Origin of the sequence: Colwellia sp. BRX10-3, assembly GCF_014077505.1 — a bacterium.
Lineage (GTDB): Bacteria > Pseudomonadota > Gammaproteobacteria > Enterobacterales > Alteromonadaceae > Cognaticolwellia.
The window spans coordinates 110,642-133,451 of record NZ_JACGWA010000005.1 but is presented as its reverse complement, the minus strand read 5'-3'; the positions used below and the strand labels follow the sequence as shown (position 1 = coordinate 133,451).

19 protein-coding genes are annotated in these 22,810 nt (G+C 34.4%); 10 read left to right on the top strand and 9 right to left on the bottom strand.

Translation table 11 applies throughout. The features are described 5' to 3' along the window. Positions 1-28 precede the first annotated feature (28 nt). From H4J38_RS09900 to rffA, 9 genes are all read left to right on the top strand, one after another. Positions 29-1,081: a glycosyltransferase family 4 protein gene (locus H4J38_RS09900; RefSeq protein ID WP_182131633.1), complete on the top strand. Its 1,053-nt coding sequence runs from the start codon at positions 29-31 to the stop codon at positions 1,079-1,081. Further along, a complete protein-coding gene (locus H4J38_RS09895; protein ID WP_182131632.1) occupies positions 1,078-2,193 on the top strand; it encodes a glycosyltransferase in 1,116 nt (371 codons plus the stop codon). Before H4J38_RS09900 ends, H4J38_RS09895 begins: the two co-directional genes overlap by 4 nt. Positions 2,194-2,241: 48 nt before the next feature. Next, entirely contained in the window at positions 2,242-3,726 is a 1,485-nt protein-coding gene (locus tag H4J38_RS09890) for an oligosaccharide flippase family protein (RefSeq protein ID WP_182131631.1), read from the top strand. 24 nt (positions 3,727-3,750) lie between these two features. Beyond that, positions 3,751-4,689, top strand: coding sequence for a glycosyltransferase (locus H4J38_RS09885; protein WP_182131630.1), 939 nt, complete (start codon positions 3,751-3,753; stop codon positions 4,687-4,689). A 284-nt stretch (positions 4,690-4,973) separates the two neighbouring features. Further along, positions 4,974-5,891 (top strand): glycosyltransferase family 2 protein, encoded by a 918-nt coding sequence (locus tag H4J38_RS09880; protein WP_182131629.1) that lies wholly within the window; start codon positions 4,974-4,976, stop codon positions 5,889-5,891. Beyond that, entirely contained in the window at positions 5,888-6,619 is a 732-nt protein-coding gene (locus H4J38_RS09875) for a sulfotransferase (RefSeq protein WP_182131628.1), read from the top strand. Before H4J38_RS09880 ends, H4J38_RS09875 begins: the two co-directional genes overlap by 4 nt. Before the next feature lie 340 nt (positions 6,620-6,959). Further along, positions 6,960-7,265 (top strand): EamA family transporter, encoded by a 306-nt coding sequence (locus H4J38_RS09870; RefSeq protein WP_220465502.1) that lies wholly within the window; start codon positions 6,960-6,962, stop codon positions 7,263-7,265. 5 nt (positions 7,266-7,270) lie between these two features. Next, positions 7,271-7,822: a DapH/DapD/GlmU-related protein gene (locus H4J38_RS17215; protein WP_182131626.1), complete on the top strand. Its 552-nt coding sequence runs from the start codon at positions 7,271-7,273 to the stop codon at positions 7,820-7,822. 259 nt (positions 7,823-8,081) lie between these two features. Continuing rightward, positions 8,082-9,236 (top strand): dTDP-4-amino-4,6-dideoxygalactose transaminase, encoded by a 1,155-nt coding sequence (gene rffA, locus H4J38_RS09860; RefSeq protein ID WP_182131625.1) that lies wholly within the window; start codon positions 8,082-8,084, stop codon positions 9,234-9,236. 191 nt (positions 9,237-9,427) lie between these two features. Here the strand turns inward: rffA and H4J38_RS09855 are convergent, their stop codons facing one another. The 6 genes from H4J38_RS09855 to H4J38_RS09830 form a co-directional block, all read right to left on the bottom strand. Then, positions 9,428-11,095 carry a hypothetical protein gene (locus tag H4J38_RS09855; protein ID WP_182131624.1) on the bottom strand — a complete coding sequence of 556 codons (1,668 nt, stop codon included), beginning with the start codon at positions 11,093-11,095 and terminating at the stop codon, positions 9,428-9,430. An 18-nt stretch (positions 11,096-11,113) separates the two neighbouring features. Continuing rightward, complete coding sequence (locus H4J38_RS09850) at positions 11,114-12,109, bottom strand: glycosyltransferase family 1 protein (RefSeq protein WP_182131623.1); 996 nt, start codon at positions 12,107-12,109, stop codon at positions 11,114-11,116. 41 nt (positions 12,110-12,150) lie between these two features. After that, positions 12,151-13,191, bottom strand: a complete 1,041-nt coding sequence (locus tag H4J38_RS09845) for an acyltransferase (RefSeq protein ID WP_182131622.1) — start codon at positions 13,189-13,191, stop codon at positions 12,151-12,153. Between the two features lies 1 nt (position 13,192). After that, positions 13,193-14,641 (bottom strand): lipopolysaccharide biosynthesis protein, encoded by a 1,449-nt coding sequence (locus tag H4J38_RS09840; protein ID WP_182131621.1) that lies wholly within the window; start codon positions 14,639-14,641, stop codon positions 13,193-13,195. A 7-nt stretch (positions 14,642-14,648) separates the two neighbouring features. Next, positions 14,649-15,581, bottom strand: a complete 933-nt coding sequence (locus H4J38_RS09835) for a sulfotransferase family protein (RefSeq protein ID WP_182131620.1) — start codon at positions 15,579-15,581, stop codon at positions 14,649-14,651. A gap of 79 nt (positions 15,582-15,660) precedes the next feature. Then, positions 15,661-16,989, bottom strand: a complete 1,329-nt coding sequence (locus H4J38_RS09830) for an O-antigen ligase (protein WP_182131619.1) — start codon at positions 16,987-16,989, stop codon at positions 15,661-15,663. Between the two features lie 575 nt (positions 16,990-17,564). On the opposite strand from H4J38_RS09830, the gene H4J38_RS09825 reads away from it, so the two are divergent. Continuing rightward, on the top strand, positions 17,565-18,467 hold the full coding sequence (locus H4J38_RS09825; protein ID WP_182131618.1) for a glycosyltransferase family 2 protein: 903 nt from the start codon (positions 17,565-17,567) through the stop codon (positions 18,465-18,467). 35 nt (positions 18,468-18,502) lie between these two features. Here H4J38_RS09825 and H4J38_RS09820 read toward each other — a convergent pair whose 3' ends face one another. The 3 genes from H4J38_RS09820 to H4J38_RS09810 are packed head-to-tail and all read right to left on the bottom strand — an operon-like array spanning position 18,503 to position 22,729. After that, on the bottom strand, positions 18,503-19,564 hold the full coding sequence (locus H4J38_RS09820; protein ID WP_220465501.1) for a GNAT family N-acetyltransferase: 1,062 nt from the start codon (positions 19,562-19,564) through the stop codon (positions 18,503-18,505). Next, positions 19,554-20,492 (bottom strand): glycosyltransferase family 2 protein, encoded by a 939-nt coding sequence (locus H4J38_RS09815; protein WP_182131616.1) that lies wholly within the window; start codon positions 20,490-20,492, stop codon positions 19,554-19,556. The genes H4J38_RS09820 and H4J38_RS09815 overlap by 11 nt, the downstream gene beginning before the upstream one ends. A gap of 38 nt (positions 20,493-20,530) precedes the next feature. Next, entirely contained in the window at positions 20,531-22,729 is a 2,199-nt protein-coding gene (locus H4J38_RS09810; RefSeq protein ID WP_182131615.1) for a nitrous oxide reductase family maturation protein NosD, read from the bottom strand. Between the last annotated feature and the right edge of the window lie 81 nt (positions 22,730-22,810).

Below are 22,810 nucleotides of genomic sequence, written 5' to 3'. Positions count from 1 at the left end.
TCCTTGAAAAGAAGTGACAGCAATAAAAATGAAAATACTTCATTGTGTCAGCAGCTTAAAAGTTGGCGGAGCAGAAAAACTAGTAAAAAACTTATCGCTTTCACAGCAAGCGAATGGGCAAAATGTATCTATTTTATCATTTGGTGATGAAACAGATGATTTTCAGCAAGCGTTAAAATGCTCAAAGATAAAAATTTATAATATTGTTGTTGGTTTTCTTAAAAAACAATATCAATTATCAAAGCTGATAAGGCAATTTGATGTAATACATATTCATTCCCCAGCGGTTATTAGAGCCTTCTTATTTATTTCCCCCTTGTTGATGCACAAGCAAGTTATTTATACCATTCATGGTGAAGTTGCGCCAAATTTAAAAGGTATCAAAGTATCTCATATCATCGCTCGTTGCTATGTCAATTATACCTTTGCGGTATCCGAACAAACAAAACTAAAAGCCAAGGCACTTTTTAACTGGCCGGTAGAAAAAATTATTGTCATTAAAAATGGTGTGGCTATTTCAAACGTAAAAATTCAAACCAATAATCAAGAGAAGCTAGTTATTGGCACGGTGTCACGTTTAATCCCATTGAAGAAAATTGAAGATGTAATTCAATGCATCAGTGATTATGGACTTAGCGAAAAACTAACGTTAAAAATATATGGTGACGGACCACAAAGGCAGATGTTAGAAGCTCTAGTTCAAACAACAGGCTTAACGAATCATGTCATGTTTATGAATAATGTTATTGATGAAAGTAAGATTTATCCTGAACTTGATTGCTTAATTATTAGTTCTGAAACTGAAGGTTTACCCATGGTGCTCTTAGAAGCTATGGCTAGCGGTGTGCCTTGCATTAGTTCACGTGTAGGGGCAATACCAGACATTGTTACAGCAAGCGAAGGTGGCTTTTTATATGACACAGGCAATATATCGCAGCTAGGCCAGCATCTTGAATTTATTTACGCCAATAAAAATATTTTATCTGAAAAAGGAAGGTTGGGGCAAAAATACGTGGCGAGTCACTTTTCAATTGATGATATTGCCAAGACCTATCAACAATATTATGGGTATAAAGCATGAAAAAGCAGATCCTATTTTTCTCAAATTTATATCCATTGCCTTGGGAAAAAACAAGAGGGCAGTTTAACCTACAACAAACATCACATATGGAAGCACAAGCAAGCTTGTCATATTTAATCCCTGTTTCTTTTGTAACCTGGTTTAAAAAAGTACTCATTGGCCGCGAATATTACTCGCAGAAAAATATTTGTTTATTTCCATTTTTCTACATTCCAGGCATTGGCCGTTCGCTGAATCCCTTGTTTATGCTGATTTCAATCATTATCAGCATAAAGCCATTACTTTGGTTTGCTAAACATAAATATGTTTTAGCTAGCTGGGCTTATCCTGAAGGTGTGACTGCAGCAATTTTAAAAAAAATATTTGGTTTTAAATTAACCATTGATTGCTTAGGCAGTGACGTTAATGTACACAGCCTTTGCCCCAGAAGAAAAAAACAACTCGCCTTTGCCTTTAAACATGCCACAACAGTAGCCACTAAAAGTAACGCCCTTGCCGCCAAAGTGCTTGAAATAGCGCCTAGTGCTAAAGTAAAAACAATTTATAATGGCGTTAATTTTGAGCGTTTTAGCATTGAGAAAAAGCCTGATAGTTCAAAGCTTAAATTCTTGTTTATTGGCAATCTAATTTCTACCAAGGGTGTGTTTGAATTATTAGCCGCAGCCAAATTATTAAAAGATAAAAACGTAGATTTTGAATTATCGTTAATTGGCAAAGGGCCAGAAAAAGCTAAGTTAGCGGCTTATATAGAACAAAACGAACTGCAAAATACAGTCAAAATAATAGGTGCTATTCCGCACGAACAACTCAATCAGTGGTTTGCAAAGTCTCACGCACTCATATTACCGAGTTATAGAGAAGGAGTGCCTAATGTTATTATGGAAGCACTTGCTACAGGTACACCCGTGGTAGCAACTAGCGTGGGGGGGATACCAGAAGTTATTAAAAATGATATTAACGGTATACTGCTTGAAGATTATCAGCCTGATACAATCTATCAGGGAATAAGGAGCCTGATGAACGAAGCTTGGTCTAGTGGAGGTATTCTTAAGTCTGTAGAAAGTTACACTTGGGAAAATACAAGCGAACAGTTTTTGGATACGTTTAATTGATCAATATAATTAAACTTTTCAATCTTTTGCCTTTTAGCTGCAATAAATATGAAAGATAAATTATTAAAGAGTTCATTTTTCAGGGTTATAGAGGTTTTATCGTTGACGATGATATCGTTGGCGATGACCCCCTATCTAATAAAGCATCTGGGTAATGAAAGCTATGGTCTATGGCTTTTAATCATTTCGACCTTAGGCTGGTTTAACTTTATTGAACTAGGGTTTTCCTCAGCGGTAAAGCGTGAAATCGCGATAGCATTAGAAAATGCAGATAACCATCGTATCAATGTAGTCTTTTCAGTCTCGGTGGTTTTGTTTGGGGCTTTGGGTCTTATTGCTGCAGGTTGTGTGTTTATTTTAGCGTTTGTACCTGAGATATTAGGTATAAATGATATTAACCAATCAAGTGCTGCTATAGCATTGTCAATATTGGCACTTAAAGTGTTATTAGACTTTATCATGAATAGTTATCACGGTTTTTTTTGTGCTTACCTAAGAATGGATATAGACGCTAATATAAGTTTGCTTAATACGTTAATAAAGTCAGTATTAGTTTTTTTTCTGATTGTTGATTTAAATATTTATGGCGCAGCGATCGCCACAATTACCGCCGACATAATTGCACATAGCTTAAAAATATATTACGCGAAAAAGCTTAATAAACGATTTGAATTCTCATTTAATTTTGTATCATTTCTAGAAATAAAATATCTATTTTCATATTCTAAACACCTTGTAGCGGCGGGTATCGCTGATACTGTCTTAAGGCGTTCAGACCCAATAGTGATCAGTCATATATTAGGCCTGAAATATGTCGCATTATATGGAGTAATAAACAATTTAGTGAATCAAATAGAGAGTTTGATTGTTGCTATTGTAGATGTGTTTGCTCCAATGCTAAATCGATTAGTCGCAAGAAATAGTTTGATAGACGATATATTTAAACAAGTACTAGACATAAATTTTTTTGTTGTGATATTACTTTATACTCCATTAGCAATATTGGCCGAAGACTTTATCTATTTATGGATTGGGGCTGAATATGCTCAATACGGTTATTTGGCTGGTATCCTTGGCTTTGCATACATATGTAAGTCCGTATCACGCCCAGTGAGTTCCTTACTACTTGCCCAAGCGAACCATCAACTCATCTCTGTCGTTAGTTTATTTGGTGCACTGTTGAATATTGTATTATCGATAACTTTTGCCCAAAACTGGGGGTTAACAGGAATTGCTATTGCCACAGCGATAAGCTTTTTTATTAGTGAAGTAATTTTGCATGCCATACTGTTGAAACGATATAATGATTTTTCAATTACTATACCCGTAATTAAGTTTTTAACATTGTCCATAATATATATAGCGCTAGTATTAATTGGCCAAGAAATTTTAAAAAATGTTGAACCATTGACATGGTTCGAACTTATTCTTTATGCGGGTGTTATCTCTGTAACACTGTTTGTGTTTTCTTGGTTTTTAATTATAACTGTAAGCATGCGCAAACATTTAATATGTCTGTTGTTAAAGAAATAGTCATCTGATTGATTAGGAAAGTTTATGTCTCAAACGTTAATTTCTATTGTTGTTCCTTTTTATAAAGGAGAAAAATACATAGAAAAAACCATTGATAGTCTTTTGCATCAAAGTTTTCAGAACTTTGAATTATTGATAATTAATGATGGAAGTCCAGATGCTACAACCGACTTTTTTGATAAAATAGCGCAAAAAGACAGCCGTATTGTAATACTGCATAAAGACAATGGTGGCGTGGCGTGTGCTAGGCAATTTGGTATAGCAAACGCAAAAGGTGAATTTATTGCTTTTTGTGATCAAGATGATTTTTGGCTCCCAGAAAAACTTACTAAGCAAGTTGTTTTATTTGATAACCCAAAGGTTGGCTTGGTTTATTGTGGTGCTATTGAAGATCATATATCAGAAGACCGGCAGGTAGAGCTTCCATTCTTTGATACATATCGTGGGAATATTTACGCATCGTTGACAAAGAAAAATGAGATAGTGAGTTGTACCGCTATAGCCCGTAGAACATTGCTGCTAGAAATAGAAGCGTTTGACAAAGACATTGAGCTTATGGGGGTAGATGACTGGTTAGCTTGGCTTAAAATGTCGTTAGTTTGTGAAGTCGACTTTGTCGAAGAGTATCTAGCCATACATATATTTCATGAAAATAATTATTCATCTAATGAAGCTAAAATGTATAAAGCAGAACTAGTTTGTTTAGCTAAGATTAGGCCATTTGCAAAATCTTATTCGCAAAGTAAAGAAGTGGACTATCAGCAAGTAGAAAAAAATATTCACTTACGCTATGCCGAGGCCTTTATTTTTAATGGCGACTTCAGGTTAGGAGGAGATGCACTATTACTTGCTGCTGAATTAGATAATGATTCAAAGCTAAAGTCGCAAGGCCTGTTTTTTAAGTGGTGCCCATCTTTTATGCTTACGTTACTACAAAAAACTAAACGAATTACTTCAATTTAAGTAAAGGAAGCTTATTACAACACAGATTTATCAATAAATAGAATAGGCTTGGAAGGGGTTTTAGGAAACAATATAGTATGTTATACCGTTTTATTTTTAGTGATTGATAATGCTAAAGCAGTTTATAAGCTGAATTATAAATAATGTCTATTAATAAATAGCCTTCAATTAGAATGGGTAGAGAGTAATTAATAATGATAGGCAACACCATGGTTATAAAAACTATGGCCAATGCTCTTTAGGTTTAGTAAATAATAAAATACAGTTAAAATAAGGTGTTAGTTTTGAAGTTATCTATAGTTATTCCCGTTTATAAAAGTGAACATTTTGTTGAAAAAACTGTTGAAGAAATAATCACTCATGTTAGTAAAATAACAGATGACTACGAGTTAATACTTGTAAATGATGGTAGCCCTGATGACAGCTGGAAAGTTATTTCAGAACTGGCCAAAAATATTAATGAAGTAAAAGCAATCAACTTAGTTAAAAACTACGGCCAACACACTGCTGTAATTTGTGGCATTGAAAAGTCATCTGGTGATTACATTATTACCATGGATGATGATTTACAAAACCCGCCTAGTGAAATTATAAAGTTAGTGACTAAAATTGAAGAAGGGTATGATTTGGTTTTTGCTAAATTCGAAGAGAAAAAACATGCGTCATATAGAAAAATTGGCACTAAGATCATAGACTTGCTAAACAAGAAAGTATTTGATAAGCCCGATAATATTACACTAACAAATTTTCGAATTTTTACTCAAGCGCTAGCTAAAAGAATAACTAAGTATCGGGTTAATGAACCCTATATTCCAGGATTGTTATTAATGCATGCTAGTAAGATTGGAAATACATTAACTAAGCATGCGAAACGGGATAACGGTGAGTCAAATTATTCTCTCGGTAAAATTTTACTCTTAGTGAGTCGTTTGTTATTTAATTATTCTTCTTATCCGCTAAAGTTACTTTCAACCATCGGCGCTTTTATTGCTATTTTAAGTTTTGGCTGGGGTATGTTTATGATCATAAAACAATTTTTTTATGGTTCCAACGTGCAAGGCTGGACAACTTTAATAGCACTACTATCATTTTTGAATGGATTTGTTATTTTACTGTTAGGTGTTTTAGGTGAATATGTCATCCGTATTTCGCGAACCTTATCTCATGATCGTGCCTATCATATTTCTGAGGAAATTGAATGAATCAGTTTTTCATTGTTGGGGCTCAAAGGAGTAGTACAACTTGGTTATATCAGATGTTACAACAACATCCTCAAATTACAATGGCACAACCAATAAAACCGGAACCAAAATATTTTTTAACACAAACATTTGATTCTAAAAAAGAACATTATGAACAAAAATACTTTGGTAATATTAACTCTAACATTAGCGCTTGCGGTGAAAAAAGTACGACATATATTGAATCAGAACTAGCTGCACAGCGAATTGTAGCAATGTATCCAAATGCAAAAATCATTATGTTACTGAGAAATCCTGCGGAACGTGCAATATCTAATTACCATTTTTCAGTTAATAATGGCTTGGAGTGTCGTACTATGAAAGAGGCTATTCTAAACACTTTACCAGCTCCAAAATTAGATATTGAACTTTCTACCGATCCATTTAACTATCTTGGCCGGGGCTTATACGACAATTATATTAAGCTTTATCAGCAATATTTTTCTAATGATAATATTCTAATTCTATGCAAAGAACTTATTACCACTGATTTAAATCAACTTCAAATGACATATGAATTTTTAGATGTCGACAAATGTTTTGTACCTGAATCATTTGAAAAATTAGAAAATGCGAGTACTCAGAAAATAGAAATTCCGAGTGTAGTCAGTGAGTATTTAAACGATTATTACTTTAAAACAGTCAATACTGTAGGTAACTATTGTGACGTTAGTTGTTGGTCAGATTAAATATGCGAATATTAAGCGTCTTATTCACTGTATTTCTCACATTGTTAACTTCTATTATTTTAAAGCAATCATCTGGCGAATATGAACTATTTAGCCTTTTAGGCATAAGCATAATTATACTTGTTTTCCTTATTAACTTAGTGAAGTTTGTAACTTGGGGATGGTTAAATAAACATTATGATTTATCGAAAACTTACCCCCTTACGGCGATTTTTTTTCCGTTAATATTTATTTATGCTGTCATTATCGGAGATACGTCGTTAACTATTCAAAAGATCAGTGGTTTAATTATAATACTCGCAGGTCTATATTTGATGGAAACGGCGAAGGAAGTTAAGTGATGGGCTATTTTTTAACTTTATGTGCCGTATTAGCTACTTCTTTCGGTGTGGTACTGTATAAACAATATGCTATTAAAAAGAGGCTATTATTGTTGGTAACTGCGATTATTAGCTTTATCCTTGCACCTGTTTTTAGCTTTTTAGCATTAAAATATCTAAGTGTGGATACAGTTTATATGATGACTAGTTTAAATGGCCTAATTGTCTTAATCTTATCCTACTATGTCTTAAAAGAAAAAGTCGTACGTATGCAGATACTAGGTGCATTCTTAGTGTTTTGTGGCGTATCTATTTATATGGTGTAAACCTAATGAAAAAAAATTTTTTGCGTTTCGCTTTTCTACATTATTCCTATGTGATCAATATTATTCATATTATTATTTTTATATTGCCACCAATATTAAGGGTTCCATTCTGGAATATAATTCTGGGTAATTATGGTAAACGTGTTTTTATTGATTCAAATGTTTATTTTCGTTACCCATCCACTATACATATTGGGAATGACGTTTCAATTAATAGAGGTTGTGAATTTTTTTCTTCATGGCATGATAAACAACAAACAAAAATTTCAATCGGCAACAATGTTCGATTAGGACCAGCAATACGTTTTTTCGCTGCTGGTCATGAAATGAATGATATAAACTTAGCAGACAATTCAGCTTCGATTTATGTTAAAGATAATGTTTGGATTGGTGGTGATTCTACCATTTTACAGGGTGTTACTATAGGCGAAGGAGCAATAATCGCCGCAGGGAGTGTCGTTGCTAAAAGCGTAGAGCCTTACACAGTTGTTGGCGGTGTACCCGCTAAAAAAATTAAAGATAGAATAATTAAAAAATACAATAACCCAAATTTATGATGGATTAAAAATTGAATATAACAGTAGCAAATTGTGCCTGCTGTCTTGGAGTAGCATTCATTTGATTTTTAATGAATGTAACAGAATATCACGTTGTTTGGCGTAATTTATGCAAACAACTTAGAATCATTAGATTCGATAGCCGATTCTGCTCATCATCTTTCCATACATCTAGATATATGCGATCAGCTAGGCATGATAGATGTTATATACATACACAAGGGACAACCATGATTAAGGATAATTCAGGTGGTAAATTATGATTCCTTTTAATAACTCGCCTGTTGTTGGTAATGAATTAGATTATATTAGCGAAGCAATAGCATCTCGAGCTTTGAGTGGTGACGGACCATTTTCAAAGAAATGTGAGGTCTTACTAGAACAACTTACGGGATGTAAAAAAGCTTTATTAACGCCGTCATGTACAGCCGCACTGGAAATGGCAGCGATATTAATTGATTTAAAAGTAGGCGATGAGGTAATTATGCCTAGCTACACTTTTGTTTCAACGGCCAATGCCTTTGCTTTGCGAGGAGCAAAAATAATATTTGTCGATGTGGATGCAGCGACGATGAATATTGACCCTGAATGTATTAAGGCAGCAATAAATAGCAAAACAAAAGCGATTGTACCTGTTCATTATGCTGGTGTTGCTTGTGATATGGACAGCATAATGGCACTAGCTGAAGAACATAATTTATATGTTGTTGAAGATGCCGCTCAAGCGATTGACAGCTTTTATAACGGTAAACCTTTAGGCACTATTGGTCATTTTGGTACATTTAGTTTTCATGAAACAAAAAACATCACCAGTGGTGGTGAAGGTGGCGCATTACTGATTAATGATTCAAAAATGCTAAGCCGAGCTGAAATCATAAGAGAAAAAGGCACTAATCGAAGTCAGTTTTTCCGTGGTAGTGTTGATAAATACAGTTGGGTGGATATTGGTTCTAGCTATTTACCTTCTGAAATACAAGCCGCCTATTTATATGGTCAATTACTTAAATTGTCTGAAATTAACAATGACCGGCGTAATAGTTGGAATGTTTACGCATCAAAGTTAGATGATTTGGCGGTTAAAGGATTGATTACATTACCGAATATCTCTGATTTCGCGACTAACAATGGACATATGTTTTATCTTAAATGTGAGTCGCTAGCAGTGCGGACAGCACTGATTTCACATTTAAGGGCTGATGGTATTATGGCCGTATTTCATTATGTGCCTTTACATAGCGCTCCAGCTGGGCTTGAATTTGGTGAGTTTTATGGGGCTGATGTTATTACTACCGCTCATAGTGAAAGATTGGTTAGGTTGCCTTTGTTTTACGGTATAACCCCTGACCAACTTTCAAAAATCATCAACAGTGTTAGGGGTTATTATAAGCAGGAACATATTAGTGAACTTTACTAATCAATGAAACTTTCATCGTTATAGTTTTTGCGCGCCCAATTTGGGCGCTTTTTATTATCAGTAGCTTTATAATGCTTTTTCACTGAATAAAATATTGCCATCAGCAAATGAACTTTGATTTATCGTATTATGCAGGTATAGTTTTTTAAATATTATAAATAGCGATATTTTAAGATAACAAGCAGCTACACCTACAACTTTTTAATCCAAAGGTTCCAATAAAGTGAACTGGTAATGCTTCGGTAATTTGAATGTAGGTAGTTTTCATATTCAGCTTTATAACTAACAGATAAGCTAGATTTGAAAGGTAACCTTGGCTCCATAATATAAGTTGCATCGTCCAAAATAGTATCAACAGTTTCAGAAGGCCAGCTAAATAGAAATGGATAACCTGGATTTTGGAGGGGTAGCCCTAGCGTAAATATAAACGGGTTGGCCATATCTAATACAAATACCTTCCCTCTTTGAGTCATGTGTTCATTAAGAAGCTTATGGCCGTCATTAATGGTAATTAAGTACTCATAACTTGATAGTATTTGATCGCTTGCAGATGCTCTTATATCGCTCAGTAAATCAGAAGACAAATCATTTTCAGCTACAAGGTTGGTAAACAGATACTTCCTGGGTGGCGTAGGTACTAAAAAGTTAGTGATTTTTTCAGGGTTGCTTGTTAATGACGTTACTGATGTAGTCTTTATATTGTATGCGTACAGTGAATATAATCTATTTACCGTGGGCTTTATTAATAGAATAGTCATGATGATTACTATGCAGATAGGCTCCGCACCGCTGAAACCTTTCATGGCTTTATTATTCTCGGTAGATGAGAGGTTATTACGGCGAATTAATTCAGCGAGTACAAGGAAAACAGCTATTATAGAGGGAATGCCCTTTATATCGCCGTTTTGGTCTAATAAAATAATGCAAACTATAGTACTACCAATAACAAAAAGCCAATTAAGTAGTTTATTGCACCCTAGAAAAGCACTGTAAACCATTGCTAAAAGCACTGCGCTTATAATATGAGAGTGCTCAATAATTGTGTTGATAACATTATAGATATTGCCTCTGTATGCACCTCTTGAATTTATTGCTCTTAAAATACTATCTAAGTATCCATTATGTATATCAATAGCGTAGTGAATAATTAGTACAGATAAGGCTATTATCAGCAGTGATATTATTGAAACAGAACGGTTATATTTAGACACTAGCATGTTGGCAAAAATGAACCCCAAACCTATTAAGCCGTATGTTATCTTGCAATAAAGTTCAAACAGCACAAGGATCGCTAACATTGAGCTATCTATCCATTTCGATGCTTTTGTTATTTCTCTAGGTTCAATGTAAAACAAGAGAATGAAAAATAGCCCAGCCCAACCGTGTCTATTATAAAACATTCCCCAGCTGAAGTTATTAGCGTCTTGTCCTGAGCCTAAAGGTACGGTAATAAGTAACCAAATAAATATACTGGGTAGCAGTATCATCAGTAATGAGAATCTAGAGTACATTACTAACAAGCCTGCGGAGAAAATGATCAATAGTACTAAAATACCTTCGATGGCAAATATAACGCTAGGATCAAACCCAAGCTTTAAACCTACCGCTGATAAGTAAAAGTTTAATGGACCAATAGAGCTGTAAAAATCTGTTCCGGGAATTTGACCTAGTGTTACGCGGTAAGTGGCATCAAGCAAGGCCATGGTGTCATTAAACCATATTACTGTATAGGACTTTCCAGAACTAACTAGAAAGTAATATGAAATTAATATGGTCGCAACATAGAAACCAAATAATATTTTTTTTGATTGAAAATTAGCAATGGTATTACAAATATTGGTTCGAGTTAAAAGTTGCATTGCTTATAACATCCTTTGTTATTTTTTAAGAGGAATAGCATTATGAAAATGCTTTGCATGTAGCTCAGCAGCTGATAACCAGCTATATGCTTGTATTACTTTATCTACATCTAATAATGGTTGTGGTTCTTCCATACAGGCTTTCATTGTAGCTGTAATGTCTTTAACTGAGAAAGGGTCAACTAAGGATATAGCATTTTTCCCCACTTCCTCACAGGCGGTATTTCGTGAGGTAATTACTGGGCAGTTACATGCTAAGGCCTCTACGATAGGTAAGCCAAAGCCTTCATAAATAGACGGAAAAACTAAAGCGCCGGCTGAACGGTAATAATTAGCTACTTCTGCGTCAGATAGTCTGTTGCTGATGACTTTAATCCCTTCAACATCTATTGCTCTTTTGCTACTTAGCTTTAATATTAATGGCCATTTATTTTTAGCCGGAATATTTTCATAGGCAGAGATTATTCGGTCAACATTTTTTCTAGGTTCGTCATTAGAAATATGAAAGAAAAAAGGCTGGCCTTTATTTATGATTACATCATTGTCGGCATTTTTATTGAAGATAGCTTTATCGAAGCCATTATAAACAACTTCTATTAGGTCTTTAGGAATACTGATATTTTTACAGATAACATTTTTAGAGTATTCTGACACAGTAAGCACCTTAGAGCATTTACTATGTAAACGCTTCCAATCTCGTTTCTTCTGTCTATTTGCTTTTATTATATTGTATCGATGGCGGATGCCTACAGAATATAAAGCAGGGTACAACATTGGACCAATGCCATGTAATGTAACGATTAAAGGACGGTTAAGCTCTGTTAAAGGCTCATGGGGGCCATGCCCACCGCCAGCTCTTGGATCCCATAAAACATCACATTCTTTTAATAAAGAAAGATCATCGGTAATGACAGGTAAGCAATCGTAATGTTGTAAATTGGAACAAATATTAGTAATACATACTCTGAAGCTTTCTGGTAACCCATCAGGGTTGTATACGCCAACTTTAATCATAAAGCGAATAACCTTATTAATGTAAATGTGTTGTGTTCAAGCTAAAACCTATTATTTAGGTAAGTTCTAATTGGGTTCTCTATAAAATAAAATGAAAACATACCTGTAGCAATAGCTAAGGGGAGAAAAAATACAATACCTGCAAACGGGAATAGTTCACCAAATTTTACGCCATAATAATGGAAAGGTTGTTGCCATAAATAAATTGAATATGACCAAACACCAAGTAAACTCAACGGCTTGAATCTAAGAGTATTTTTGAAAAATTCAGGGATATTATTTAAATGATTCACTGTAAAAGCTAGTAGCAGCGGAGAAAACAACCAGGTTGAATACCATGGTGCCCCTTCAAAATAGCAAAGTACAGCTAATACAAACGTTAACAGTGGCAACCAAGGGGGTACAAATTTTGTAAATCTATCCCTGATCAAATAGTATCCAGCAGAAATAAATAAATGGCTGGCAACAATTTCTGTTTTAATATCATAATTGGCGGAAGCGGTCTCCGGATATATTTCATAGATATATTTAAGTGAAATTGTTGTAAAGCCAACGATGAGTAAAGGAATGTATTCACGGCCTTTAAAAACTTTAAATAAAGTGATAATGCTCAGTAATATGTAACAGTGCTCTTCTACATTAAGTGACCACAAATGCTCTACTGGTATGCCTGTGTGCATAATAGAAGGATCACTGGGAAAGTAAGTTCGTAAAAAGAATAAAGTATAAAAAAAGTTTTCATGCTCATTTGAAAGTGAGAATACATAACTTGCAAAATAAAAAACGCTGATGAAAATAACAAAAACAGGAAGTATACGGCTAAATCTTCTTTTATAAAATGTTGTCAGTGGTACTCGTTTTTCAAATAAAATTTTAGACATAAACATGCCAGATAATACAAAAAATATATCGACACCTAGTCGCCCATAATTGGCACTGTAAAAACTGTTTGGAATAAAATGTGCAAAAAGTACAAAAGATATTGCCAAGCCTCTCCACCCGTCTAAATAATCTATTCTGGATAATTCAGATTGCCCATGTTGAGCAGAGTTATTAAATAAACCTTTCAAGGTTAAAGTCATGTTATGAAATCCATTTGCTATATTTTGCGGGCATCATGTTAAGTGCTTCTTGTAATACTGTTTTATCAAGCAGTATAAGCGATATAAGGTAGGCAATTGCACCAACAATAATTTGACATGCTAACAATAGAAGCAGATTGATATGGTTTTCGAGCAGTTCTGTTGTAAAAAGCACACTCACAAGCATTACAATACCCGATGTCATTATAAAGGCTAAAGAGCGATAAAATAATGCTGTGGAAATATTTAAACGAGTACATATTCGATTAGATACAATAATAAAAACCAATGAAAACCCAACTAACCAACTTAATGCCAGTCCTACAGGCCCCCAAAAGCTGCCTATTAAAAATGAAGGTAACATGATTACTATATTAATAAATGTGTTTGTAATTAAGGTGCTTACATCTCCAATCGCTTTAAATACAGGGCCTACTAATTCCAATATCAGTTTTAGTGGAATAGATAAACAATAGACACTTAGTACTAAACAAGCATCAGACCATTTCTCTCCAAAAATAATAGGGATTATAGTATATGAGCAAGCAGAAATACCCCAAAATAAGGGGATCATTACAAGCATCATCATTCTCTGGCTTTTTATGAAATACTGACGAAGCTTTGCTGGCTCGTCTTGTAACTTTGCATAGGCTGGTAATGCAACTTGTCGAATCATTGGCATTATTTTTGACATTGGCATCATTGCAAATACAACAGCAAACTGAAATATACCAAGTTCATGATCTGATAGAATTAAACCCGCAATTGCGATATCTGCATTGGTGGCAATATGTGCTAATGTTCCTAAAAATGCAGCTTTAGATGCAAATTTTACAAGTGGACTACTTTCTTTATTTATTAAATTAGGAAAGAAAAAAACAGGTCTAAAAAATATAAGTAACATGTTCTCAATAATTACTTTTATCAAACTCCCCCAGACAATAGCCCAAAATCCTAAACCAATATAGGCCAAGTAAAGGGTGGTAAGTGAGCAAATAATATCCCCTGTTGCCTCACTAATTGAAATCGATCGAAAGTCTAATTCACGTGACAAAAGCGCTTTTGAATTTAGCCCTATGCAAGAGATTAAAAAACTTAACGATGATAGTTGTATTACTTTTTCTAAACTTGCATTGCCATAAATGTTAGCAATAAACTCAGCCATAAAAAATAGAATTAAAAATAGGGCTGTATGCGCTAAATATGAGAAGGTGGTAAATTGTTTCAATACTTGCGTAGATAGGTCTTTTTGTCTAACAAGTGCGGTTAATATTCCGCCTGTACTGAACATCCATAAGAACTCTATGAAAAATGAACTAATCGCTATGATGGCGTAATCTTCAGGAAAAAGAATACGCATAGTGAAAATGGTCGCTCCCCATCGAAAGGCCTGTGATAAAACTTTTCCGATAGCTAGCCACTTAAGTGACTCAATTACTTGTTGTTTCAAAGCAGTTCTAATTATTCGTTATCAATCTTTCTAACTTACGAAATGGCGTTGCTAGTTTCCACCAAATGGATTTGTAGGCAGTATAAAATAATTGCCGATATTTTGTTTCACTTAATTTTAATGAATGTATATGCTCAATGAATACAGAGCTATCTTTTAGTTTTAGCTCATTAAATGTTTTTGTGAGCTTTTCAATAGTGGCTTCATCTGGCTGTTCAGATGTTAATTCTAGGTAGACTGAATTTGCAAGTTGGTGGAGTTCACTTTTACCACTATCGAGCTGCTTTTGGTTTTGCATCTTAGGATCTATGAAATCTTGTTTTTCTGGATGTTCGATAACCAAGCCAAATTCTGTTTTTAATTGTTGAATTATTTCTGTAGGCGCACCAATTAAGTGATCAAATGAGACGATAACAAATTTTTCGTTCTTAACTTGCCAATAACTAGATAATGTATAATTTATCCATAGCAGTAACGACTTGGAATCTGAAAATTCATCTCTTTTTTTCAAAGAGCCAACCACCTCGTTTGGTTTTCTTATCATGAGAATAAAACAAGGTTCTATATTAGACTTTGCTAGAACTTTAATCCAGAAGGGAAGTAGTAGAGATGTTCTAGGATCTTTCATTCCCCATATTGGTTGTTCTTGATATTCTGTTTTTATAAGTGCTAATGCCTGTTTTTCTAGCGAAGATACTACTGTTTCGTCAAATTTTTCAAAACAATTAGCTAATGGGTCATCCCATGTCCAGTTAAGTAGATCAAAAGCTTTTTCATTTAAATCAACAATCGCAGCGTTTTCATAAAACCCTTTCTCGTTAACACCTTTTTGGGCTGAAAAAAGCTTTTTCCCCATAAAAACGCCTAAAGTTGATAGCATGCCTGATATAGCCGAAGTGCCACTTCGATGCATGCCGACTACAATTACCGCTTTTTTCATTTTAAATCCATTATTTTATGAGGTTTTAAGTTGATTTTATATCAGTGTATTATCAGATATCTGAAACTATAAATAAATACTATAAGCCAATTTTTAATGTTATATATACCGCGATAATAACTACCCAACTATACATCATTGAGCGTAAAGCTGTTTTTGTGTTAAAAAACTGTTCAAGAGCAGGCTCTAGTTTTACTAATCGTATGTGAGAGGCGAGTGTCATACCTACAAAGATAAATAACAGTAAGGTGTATGAGCGACTAAGAAAAAAACCAGTAACCATAAAACCAACCATTGAAAAAAGTAGAGTTTTATTGAGCATAAATTCATTTTTTAGTGCTGTATTCCTATCATTATCTTGCTCTGTCTGTATTTTGTTTTTATTGTATTTAAGAAATTTAAAAGCACTAAAAACAGTAAAAATAATAGCCCCCCCCCAGAGAGAATATCCTACAAAACCTAGTTCGCCTAGTATCAATATATATGAATTGTGTGCTGTTCTACCATGTACTTCTACAAATTGTGCCTTACCTACACCAAATATGGGGTTAGATATTGCCATTTGAATGCCGTGATACCATGCCTCTAAACGTTGGTTAGCTGATTCATCTATATTTTTTTGAAGTGATGTGGCTACAACCGCAAAAATTGGTGCAACAACAATTGAAGCTACGAATAACTTAGGGCCAGCGTACGTGATCAAAAAATATGTGCCAACTAATGCGATTGAACCTACCATGGTTCCTCTTGAGCCTGTTAAAAATACGCCGTACACAAGAGAAGCTAAAACTAAGAACATTAGTAACTTAGTAAGGAACTTACCCTTTGAAAAAAAATATATTGTAAAAGGAATGCACATAACTAAAAACATACCTAAATCATTTGGGTCATTAAAAAATCCTAAATAAGTTATTCGTCGTTCTCCAAGATCAATATATCCAACAGAATGGGTATACAATGCCCAGCCGTTACCCATAAATGCAGTTTGTTGAGTATGGCCATTATGTACCATTAACATCGCAGCAATTAAACAGACAAACATTAGCCAATGTTGTCGTTTTATGGTGCTTATACTGAAAGTGTATAGAAACAGGGGGATAATGGCACTTATAAAGAGTTTTTGAGCCTCTTCAATACCTATCATCCCCGAGGCATTTAAAAAGCCTGACATAATAATTAAAGGCACTAAAGAGAGTAACATCCAATGTTGTGGGTATATTTTTAATGGTCTATGTCCTACTAATACGGCTAAGAAGCATAGAATGGCAAAAACTTTAATAATGATCCATTGCCGTGTGCCAACAAACATTTCATGTGGACGAATTAAAACTGCGGCGGTATATAAAAATAAGAGTACAAAAGCAAAAGTAGAATCTTTGTGTTCTTGCTTAGGGAGCGGTCTTACCATGCTTAAATTAATTCCATTTGGGCGTGAGTGAGAATGGTTTACTTTTTAAGTTGTTCAATTGCTATTATTTTAACTTTTACCAGAAAATAACCAGTAAAAATATTAACCAATACTACTACAGTTAATCGGTTATTTATTAACTATTTCTATCTTAAATCAGTTTTTTTACTGAAATTTGCTAGCTTTTCAAATATGCATTATTACCATCAAGCTTTCGTATAGGCCTTTGCATAATTCAGGTATAGATTTTCTCTCATTCATGTTGCCAGAAGTGATTTTTGTAGATAATGCTAATGATGCTTTGTTTCTATTCGACAAAAAATATTTTCCATAGTAATTCTGTATTCGAGCTTGTCATACATTCTATCTTTGAGCATTATAGTGCTTAGTTTTGACCAGTGCTTAGTTTTGACCAGTGCTTAGTTTTGACCAGTGCTCATTTGTGAGCACTGGTCGGGATATGGTGATGTTATATTTCTATTTTGGGCGAAATAATTATACGAGATTACTTTTTTAGTTCAAAATTTAATCACGAAAGATCAACAGATCCTAAAAACTATAATATGAAGTTTTCAATGAGCAATTCAACTGTATCAATAATTATTCCTGTATATAATGCTTCAAAGTATATAGCTAGGGCTTTAGACTCTATTCAGAAACAAACTTTTAATAGTTATGAGGTGATTGTTGTTGATGATGGTTCAACAGATGACTCTGTATTAATAGTTCAAGAACATTCATTGAGTATACGTTTGCTTCATAAAATTAATGGTGGCGCTTCTTCAGCTCGAAATGTTGGAATAAAGGCTGCTAAAGGTAAATATCTTGCCTTTTTAGATGCTGATGATGAGTGGCTTCCTTCAAAGCTATCAGTTCAGATGATGCATATGGAAGAGAACAAATCTTTGATAGCTATATATTGTAAAGATTATAATTTAAGATCTCAGCCTAAGGCTTACACTCACAATTTACCAGAGCTAATAGAGAAAAACTGTGAAGACATATTTATGCATCCTTATAATTTAACTACCTCGAGTTTTTTAATTGAATCAACTGTTATTAGAGAGGTAGGGGGGGTTGATGAAGACTTAAAAACAGCAGAAGATATTGATTTATACCTTAAAGTTTCCTTACTTGGTAAAATAGGTGAGTTATCAGAAAATTTATGTATTAAGTATGATATTGAATACAGTTTAGGAACTACTTTAAGCTCATATGAAGATAATTTAAATGTGATTACAAGATTTTTTAATAAAAATGTTGATTGTTTACCTGTAAGCTTTGAAAAGAAATTTAGAGCAATGAACGTTTATGTTTTGAATTCATGGTGTGAAGATTTACTTTGGAAAAACAAGTACATTCATGCGTTGAATATTTGTTTTCGTTCACTGAATGTTAAAATGAGCTATAGAGGCATTCATTTACTATTCAAAATTATTATTAAGTATTGTATCTGTTTTGTAAGGTCAAAATATTAGGGGCCAATCTTAGTCGCCAATTTCATATTGAGCCTTTAATTTTTTAGTCTTTTGGATAGAAGACTTACAAATGAGTTTTTATAAACAATAATATCGTACATATTTTCTATCGCATTACATTTGAACGACTCTTTATAGTTATCTGAAGCATCGCCCATCATAAAGTCATAGCGCTTTAATGGATTATTAATAATACTCCATATATGCAATGAAAAGCCCGGTGATAAATTAGCGTATTCGCTTTCGTTCCAACCGCACTGATAAAAATATAAAGTGTCATGATCATTTAAGTAATAGTTTATTACTATGGGAATGCCATTGATCAAAATAGCGCTCATTCTAGTTTTTTTCTCTTCTTGTAATCGGGTATGAAAGTTTGTAAAGTCCTGGTGAAAGAAAGCGCCTAGTTTTCCCTTTGCATTCCACCTTTGTTGGTGAAATAAAACTAATTTTGACCAAAATTCGTGATGATTTTTTTCAGGCACCCAAATAAATTGAGCATTGAGGTTCTCTAATTTTTTGCGACATCTATGCCATTTTACTCTGTTATTTTTACTAAGTGTTTGTTCGTAGTTGGTGTTTTCAGCGAGTAAATATCTTTTTCCAACAGCTTTAGGCGTAAAATTGTTTAGATGCAATAATATTTTAAACCAATTTGAGCTGGGTAGCAGGGAATGGCACTTTATTTGGTCATATTTTATCGCTAGTATTTGATTTGCAATTTCAGTATAAATGCTTTCATTTTTATATTCATTTCTTATAATTACATCTTGAAATTCTGAGAGAACTTCACTATTTTCAGGTTCACCTTGACCTAATGGGAGTAACTTTGAGAATGAGAATAGCTGTGTTTTTTTCTGTAAGTAAAGTGGCGAGATAGCTACCATTTTATTGTTCTTTAAACCAATGATTGTTTTAATTTGCCAATTAGATTGCCAATATATTTCTATCCAAGTTAATATCCACTCTGGCGAACAAAAAAGGTTAGACTGGGTTTCAATAGACAGTTTTTTCCATTGTGCAAGATATTCTTTTAAGCATGCCAGGTCTTCAATCAATAACCATTTTATAGCCGTTTTTGAAGCGTTATTGACCATGAATAGTATTATATTCGTTATGTTTAATGCCAAAAAAACCTGCGATTGTACCTACTGCGGAACATAATCTAAATAAACCATCAACAAACGTTGTTTTGTTTAGTGTTACAGCACCCATAACACAGTAGCCAATACCACGAATGAACCTGATTCCTGACATTAAAGTACAATGAAAGATTGCTTTAATAAGTGAATCTTCAAATAAGTGACTACGTGTAAAACCGATACCTGAACGAAAGCCTCGTTTAAGAAACCACTTAACAGTCGCTCTTGATTTGGGGAATTCTTCCATAACGGGGGCATTTGTATAGAAGGCGTTAAATCCAGCTTTTTGACATTTTAAAGCAAAATGATAATCACTTGCACCGGTCATCGCAAAACGTTTATCAAACGGAGGATTTATTTGCTGTAGTACTTCACGAGAAATTAATAAGTTGTTGGTGTAGAAAACATTAACCAAGTCACCTTCAACCAACTTGTTTTTGCCATAAATTAATTCAATAGCCCAGGTTGGTGTGCCTTCACTACCAACCGAAATAACGTGGCTAGTAACAATATCTACTTTTTTCTCTGATTGTTTGTTGAGTAACAGTTGCGCCCAATTATTGGATTCTGGCCATTCGTCATCATCAATGAAAAAAAGGTTTTGAGAGTTTGTTTTTAAAAATTCTAATACGCATCGGTTGCGAGCAAACACGATGCCTGCATTCGCTTCGTGGAAATAATGAACAGTGTAAGGGCTAACATCAGCGATAGCTTTTACCACGTTTGCTGTACTTTCTTCGCCTGCATTGTCGACAACGATAATATCTAACTCAACATTGTCATCAACTTTTTGTTGTATAAGTGATTCAAGTAAGCGCTTTAGCCATTGTGGCCTACGACAAGTAATGATAGCTATAGTCGCTTTTGTGGTATTAGTCGGCATGTTGTATTACTTTCCGTTTTCGTAAATTAAATTTTAAATCAGTGATTTATTGCGCCAATATCGGCAGGGGCTTTACGTAATTGTTGGTTAAAATCGTAATTAAACTCATCCAGAAAAGTTCCATTATTAATAAGTGGGCTGTTGATGCTAGGCTTAAAGTTTTTAAATTGGTAATTAAATAAGGTATCAATATCTTTAACTGTTACACTATTTTGATCGTTCTTTGTGATGCTGCGCCATTTTTCAAAAGATATCGTACTTTCGCCACCATCAAAAGTAAATTTTGGTGTGTAGGCGTTGTAGTCGCTAGTAAAACTAATAACTGAACTGTCGTCAATACTTATTGCACCGCGATGATGATGCTTGCTTACACAAACATTATTTATAAAACTATTGTGGCTACTGTTATTTTTAAACATGGCACACCATCGTCCATCTCTCGGCATAATAACCGTATTATGCATGATTTGGTTGTGCTTAGAACCATCGGCACTATCGCCTTTAAATAAAGCAATGCCGGTACCATAATTGTTGTATAAAATATTGTTATAAACTTTAGAGTATTGAACACCGTCCATATTAATAGCAGCACCGCCTGCTCTACCATTGTTGTAAATTAAGTTATTATAAATTTCTGCATTAGTTATTAGCCCTATACCGCCCATGTTTTTGTCGCCGTTAAGGTGAATGCCAGCGGCATGATTAGAGTGTGATGTATTGTTGTGCACTAGAATATTTTTTGAAGTGTTTGAAACGTATATGCCATGTTGTTTTTTTGATGAAGTAGCAATGTTATGCCTAATTGTTAAGTCATCACAAAAACCGGTGAATATACCCCATGTTTGATTTTTATTAAGCTTATTCCACTCTAAGGTGATATTTGAACATGTTACGGCACTGATACCTGCTCTGTTGGCGTGGTGTACCTCGAAGCCTCGAATAGTAATGTAGTGAGCTTTTTTAATTTCAATGCCATCTCTAGTGCCACCTTTAAAAGCGTCAATTACCGCATTGTCGGCGCTAAAGGTAATTGGTAAGCCAGGTTTACCACTTTTAGATATTTTAAATGGCGCGTAATTGCCTTTTTCAACATTAATTGTGTCGCCTGGCTCAGCAAGGTTTGCAGCATGTTGTAATGTTTTCCAAGGCCTTTCGTTGGTGCCGTCGTATGAGTCATGGCCGTAGGGTGAAACATAAAAATCAGTGTAGTATTTTGCTTTATTTTTATAGTTTACTTTTTTGGTTTTTTTTAGCTGGTCTTTTATCTCATTTTTTTTGCTGATTATTTTGCTTAATTCACTTTTATCGGTGCTCGCTGAATCTGGGTGTACTTGGAGGAAATCAGTATCAATAACTTCAAAGTTATTGCTAACCAGTTTTTTTAAGTCTTTTAAGCCCCAATTATTCCAGTTTTCATTTGGCTCTCCTGAAATGAACATTGAGCCGCCGTTGTCAGCTAAGATCATGCCGTAAGTTTTTAACGCTTTAGCGATAACTTTAGCTTGCGGAGAGAAACTCGAAATATCTACCTCCTGCTTTAGACGCAGGCGCATACCCATTGGAGGTAGGTTGGTATTGTTATGCCGAGATGCATAATGCCTGGCCGGCCATAAATATTGTCTATTAGTGGTTGGTACTGTAAAACGTAAGGCGTGGTTTATTTCGCCGGTTTTAACTTCGTCATACCGAACTAAGCCAGGGTATATTGGTAAACCTGCAGCATCAGCTGAAGTCCATCTGTCTGGCCGCAAGTCGTTACTTTTTAGATCGAATATAGCGCCAGAGCCGCCTGTCCATTGACCTGAGTCTCTCCTGCTGACGTGGAATAATTCATATAGCACACAGTTGTCAGTGTCTAATGAAATGATATGACGATCACCTTTACCGTGTATGCCGCCTTCAACATTTACATGCTTGGGTATTGGATATTCAGCAACATCACTTTCACTTTGATATTTGAATAAAACCGTATGTTTCGGTGTACTGTTATTAGTGTAGTTTACTGGAATGCCAGCAGCGGGTTTGTTAAATCTTTTAGAGCCGAAGTCAGGGTGTAATTTAACGCCTTTGCCTATTGCATTTAGCCAGGTTAACGAGTGTTCATGTACAGGCGCATTGGTTATTTTTGTATTCCAGATGTTGGAAGGAGGGAAAATCTCACAACTAGTCGCATATGACTCAAATGCTGAAGCGCAGAGTAAAAATATCCACATTAATGTACTTATATTTTTATTCATTGCTTTATGCTCTGCTTATCTTTTAAATTATTGTGTGTGGTGATTTTTGATACTGTAATTTATAAGGTATATAAATTTTTT

Bases quoted from the DNA above. Each gene is read 5' to 3' on its own strand.
- H4J38_RS09900 (WP_182131633.1), top strand. From the start codon at position 29: ATGAAAATACTTCATTGTGTCAGCAGCTTAAAAGTTGGCGGAGCAGAA.
- H4J38_RS09895 (WP_182131632.1), top strand. From the start codon at position 1,078: ATGAAAAAGCAGATCCTATTTTTCTCAAATTTATATCCATTGCCTTGG.
- H4J38_RS09890 (WP_182131631.1), top strand. From the start codon at position 2,242: ATGAAAGATAAATTATTAAAGAGTTCATTTTTCAGGGTTATAGAGGTT.
- H4J38_RS09885 (WP_182131630.1), top strand. From the start codon at position 3,751: ATGTCTCAAACGTTAATTTCTATTGTTGTTCCTTTTTATAAAGGAGAA.
- H4J38_RS09875 (WP_182131628.1), top strand. From the start codon at position 5,888: ATGAATCAGTTTTTCATTGTTGGGGCTCAAAGGAGTAGTACAACTTGG.
- H4J38_RS09870 (WP_220465502.1), top strand. From the start codon at position 6,960: ATGGGCTATTTTTTAACTTTATGTGCCGTATTAGCTACTTCTTTCGGT.
- H4J38_RS17215 (WP_182131626.1), top strand. From the start codon at position 7,271: ATGAAAAAAAATTTTTTGCGTTTCGCTTTTCTACATTATTCCTATGTG.
- rffA (WP_182131625.1), top strand. From the start codon at position 8,082: ATGATTCCTTTTAATAACTCGCCTGTTGTTGGTAATGAATTAGATTAT.
- H4J38_RS09855 (WP_182131624.1), bottom strand. From the start codon at position 11,095: ATGCAACTTTTAACTCGAACCAATATTTGTAATACCATTGCTAATTTT.
- H4J38_RS09850 (WP_182131623.1), bottom strand. From the start codon at position 12,109: ATGATTAAAGTTGGCGTATACAACCCTGATGGGTTACCAGAAAGCTTC.
- H4J38_RS09845 (WP_182131622.1), bottom strand. From the start codon at position 13,191: ATGACTTTAACCTTGAAAGGTTTATTTAATAACTCTGCTCAACATGGG.
- H4J38_RS09835 (WP_182131620.1), bottom strand. From the start codon at position 15,581: ATGAAAAAAGCGGTAATTGTAGTCGGCATGCATCGAAGTGGCACTTCG.
- H4J38_RS09830 (WP_182131619.1), bottom strand. From the start codon at position 16,989: ATGGTAAGACCGCTCCCTAAGCAAGAACACAAAGATTCTACTTTTGCT.
- H4J38_RS09825 (WP_182131618.1), top strand. From the start codon at position 17,565: ATGAGCAATTCAACTGTATCAATAATTATTCCTGTATATAATGCTTCA.
- H4J38_RS09820 (WP_220465501.1), bottom strand. From the start codon at position 19,564: ATGGTCAATAACGCTTCAAAAACGGCTATAAAATGGTTATTGATTGAA.
- H4J38_RS09815 (WP_182131616.1), bottom strand. From the start codon at position 20,492: ATGCCGACTAATACCACAAAAGCGACTATAGCTATCATTACTTGTCGT.
- H4J38_RS09810 (WP_182131615.1), bottom strand. From the start codon at position 22,729: ATGAATAAAAATATAAGTACATTAATGTGGATATTTTTACTCTGCGCT.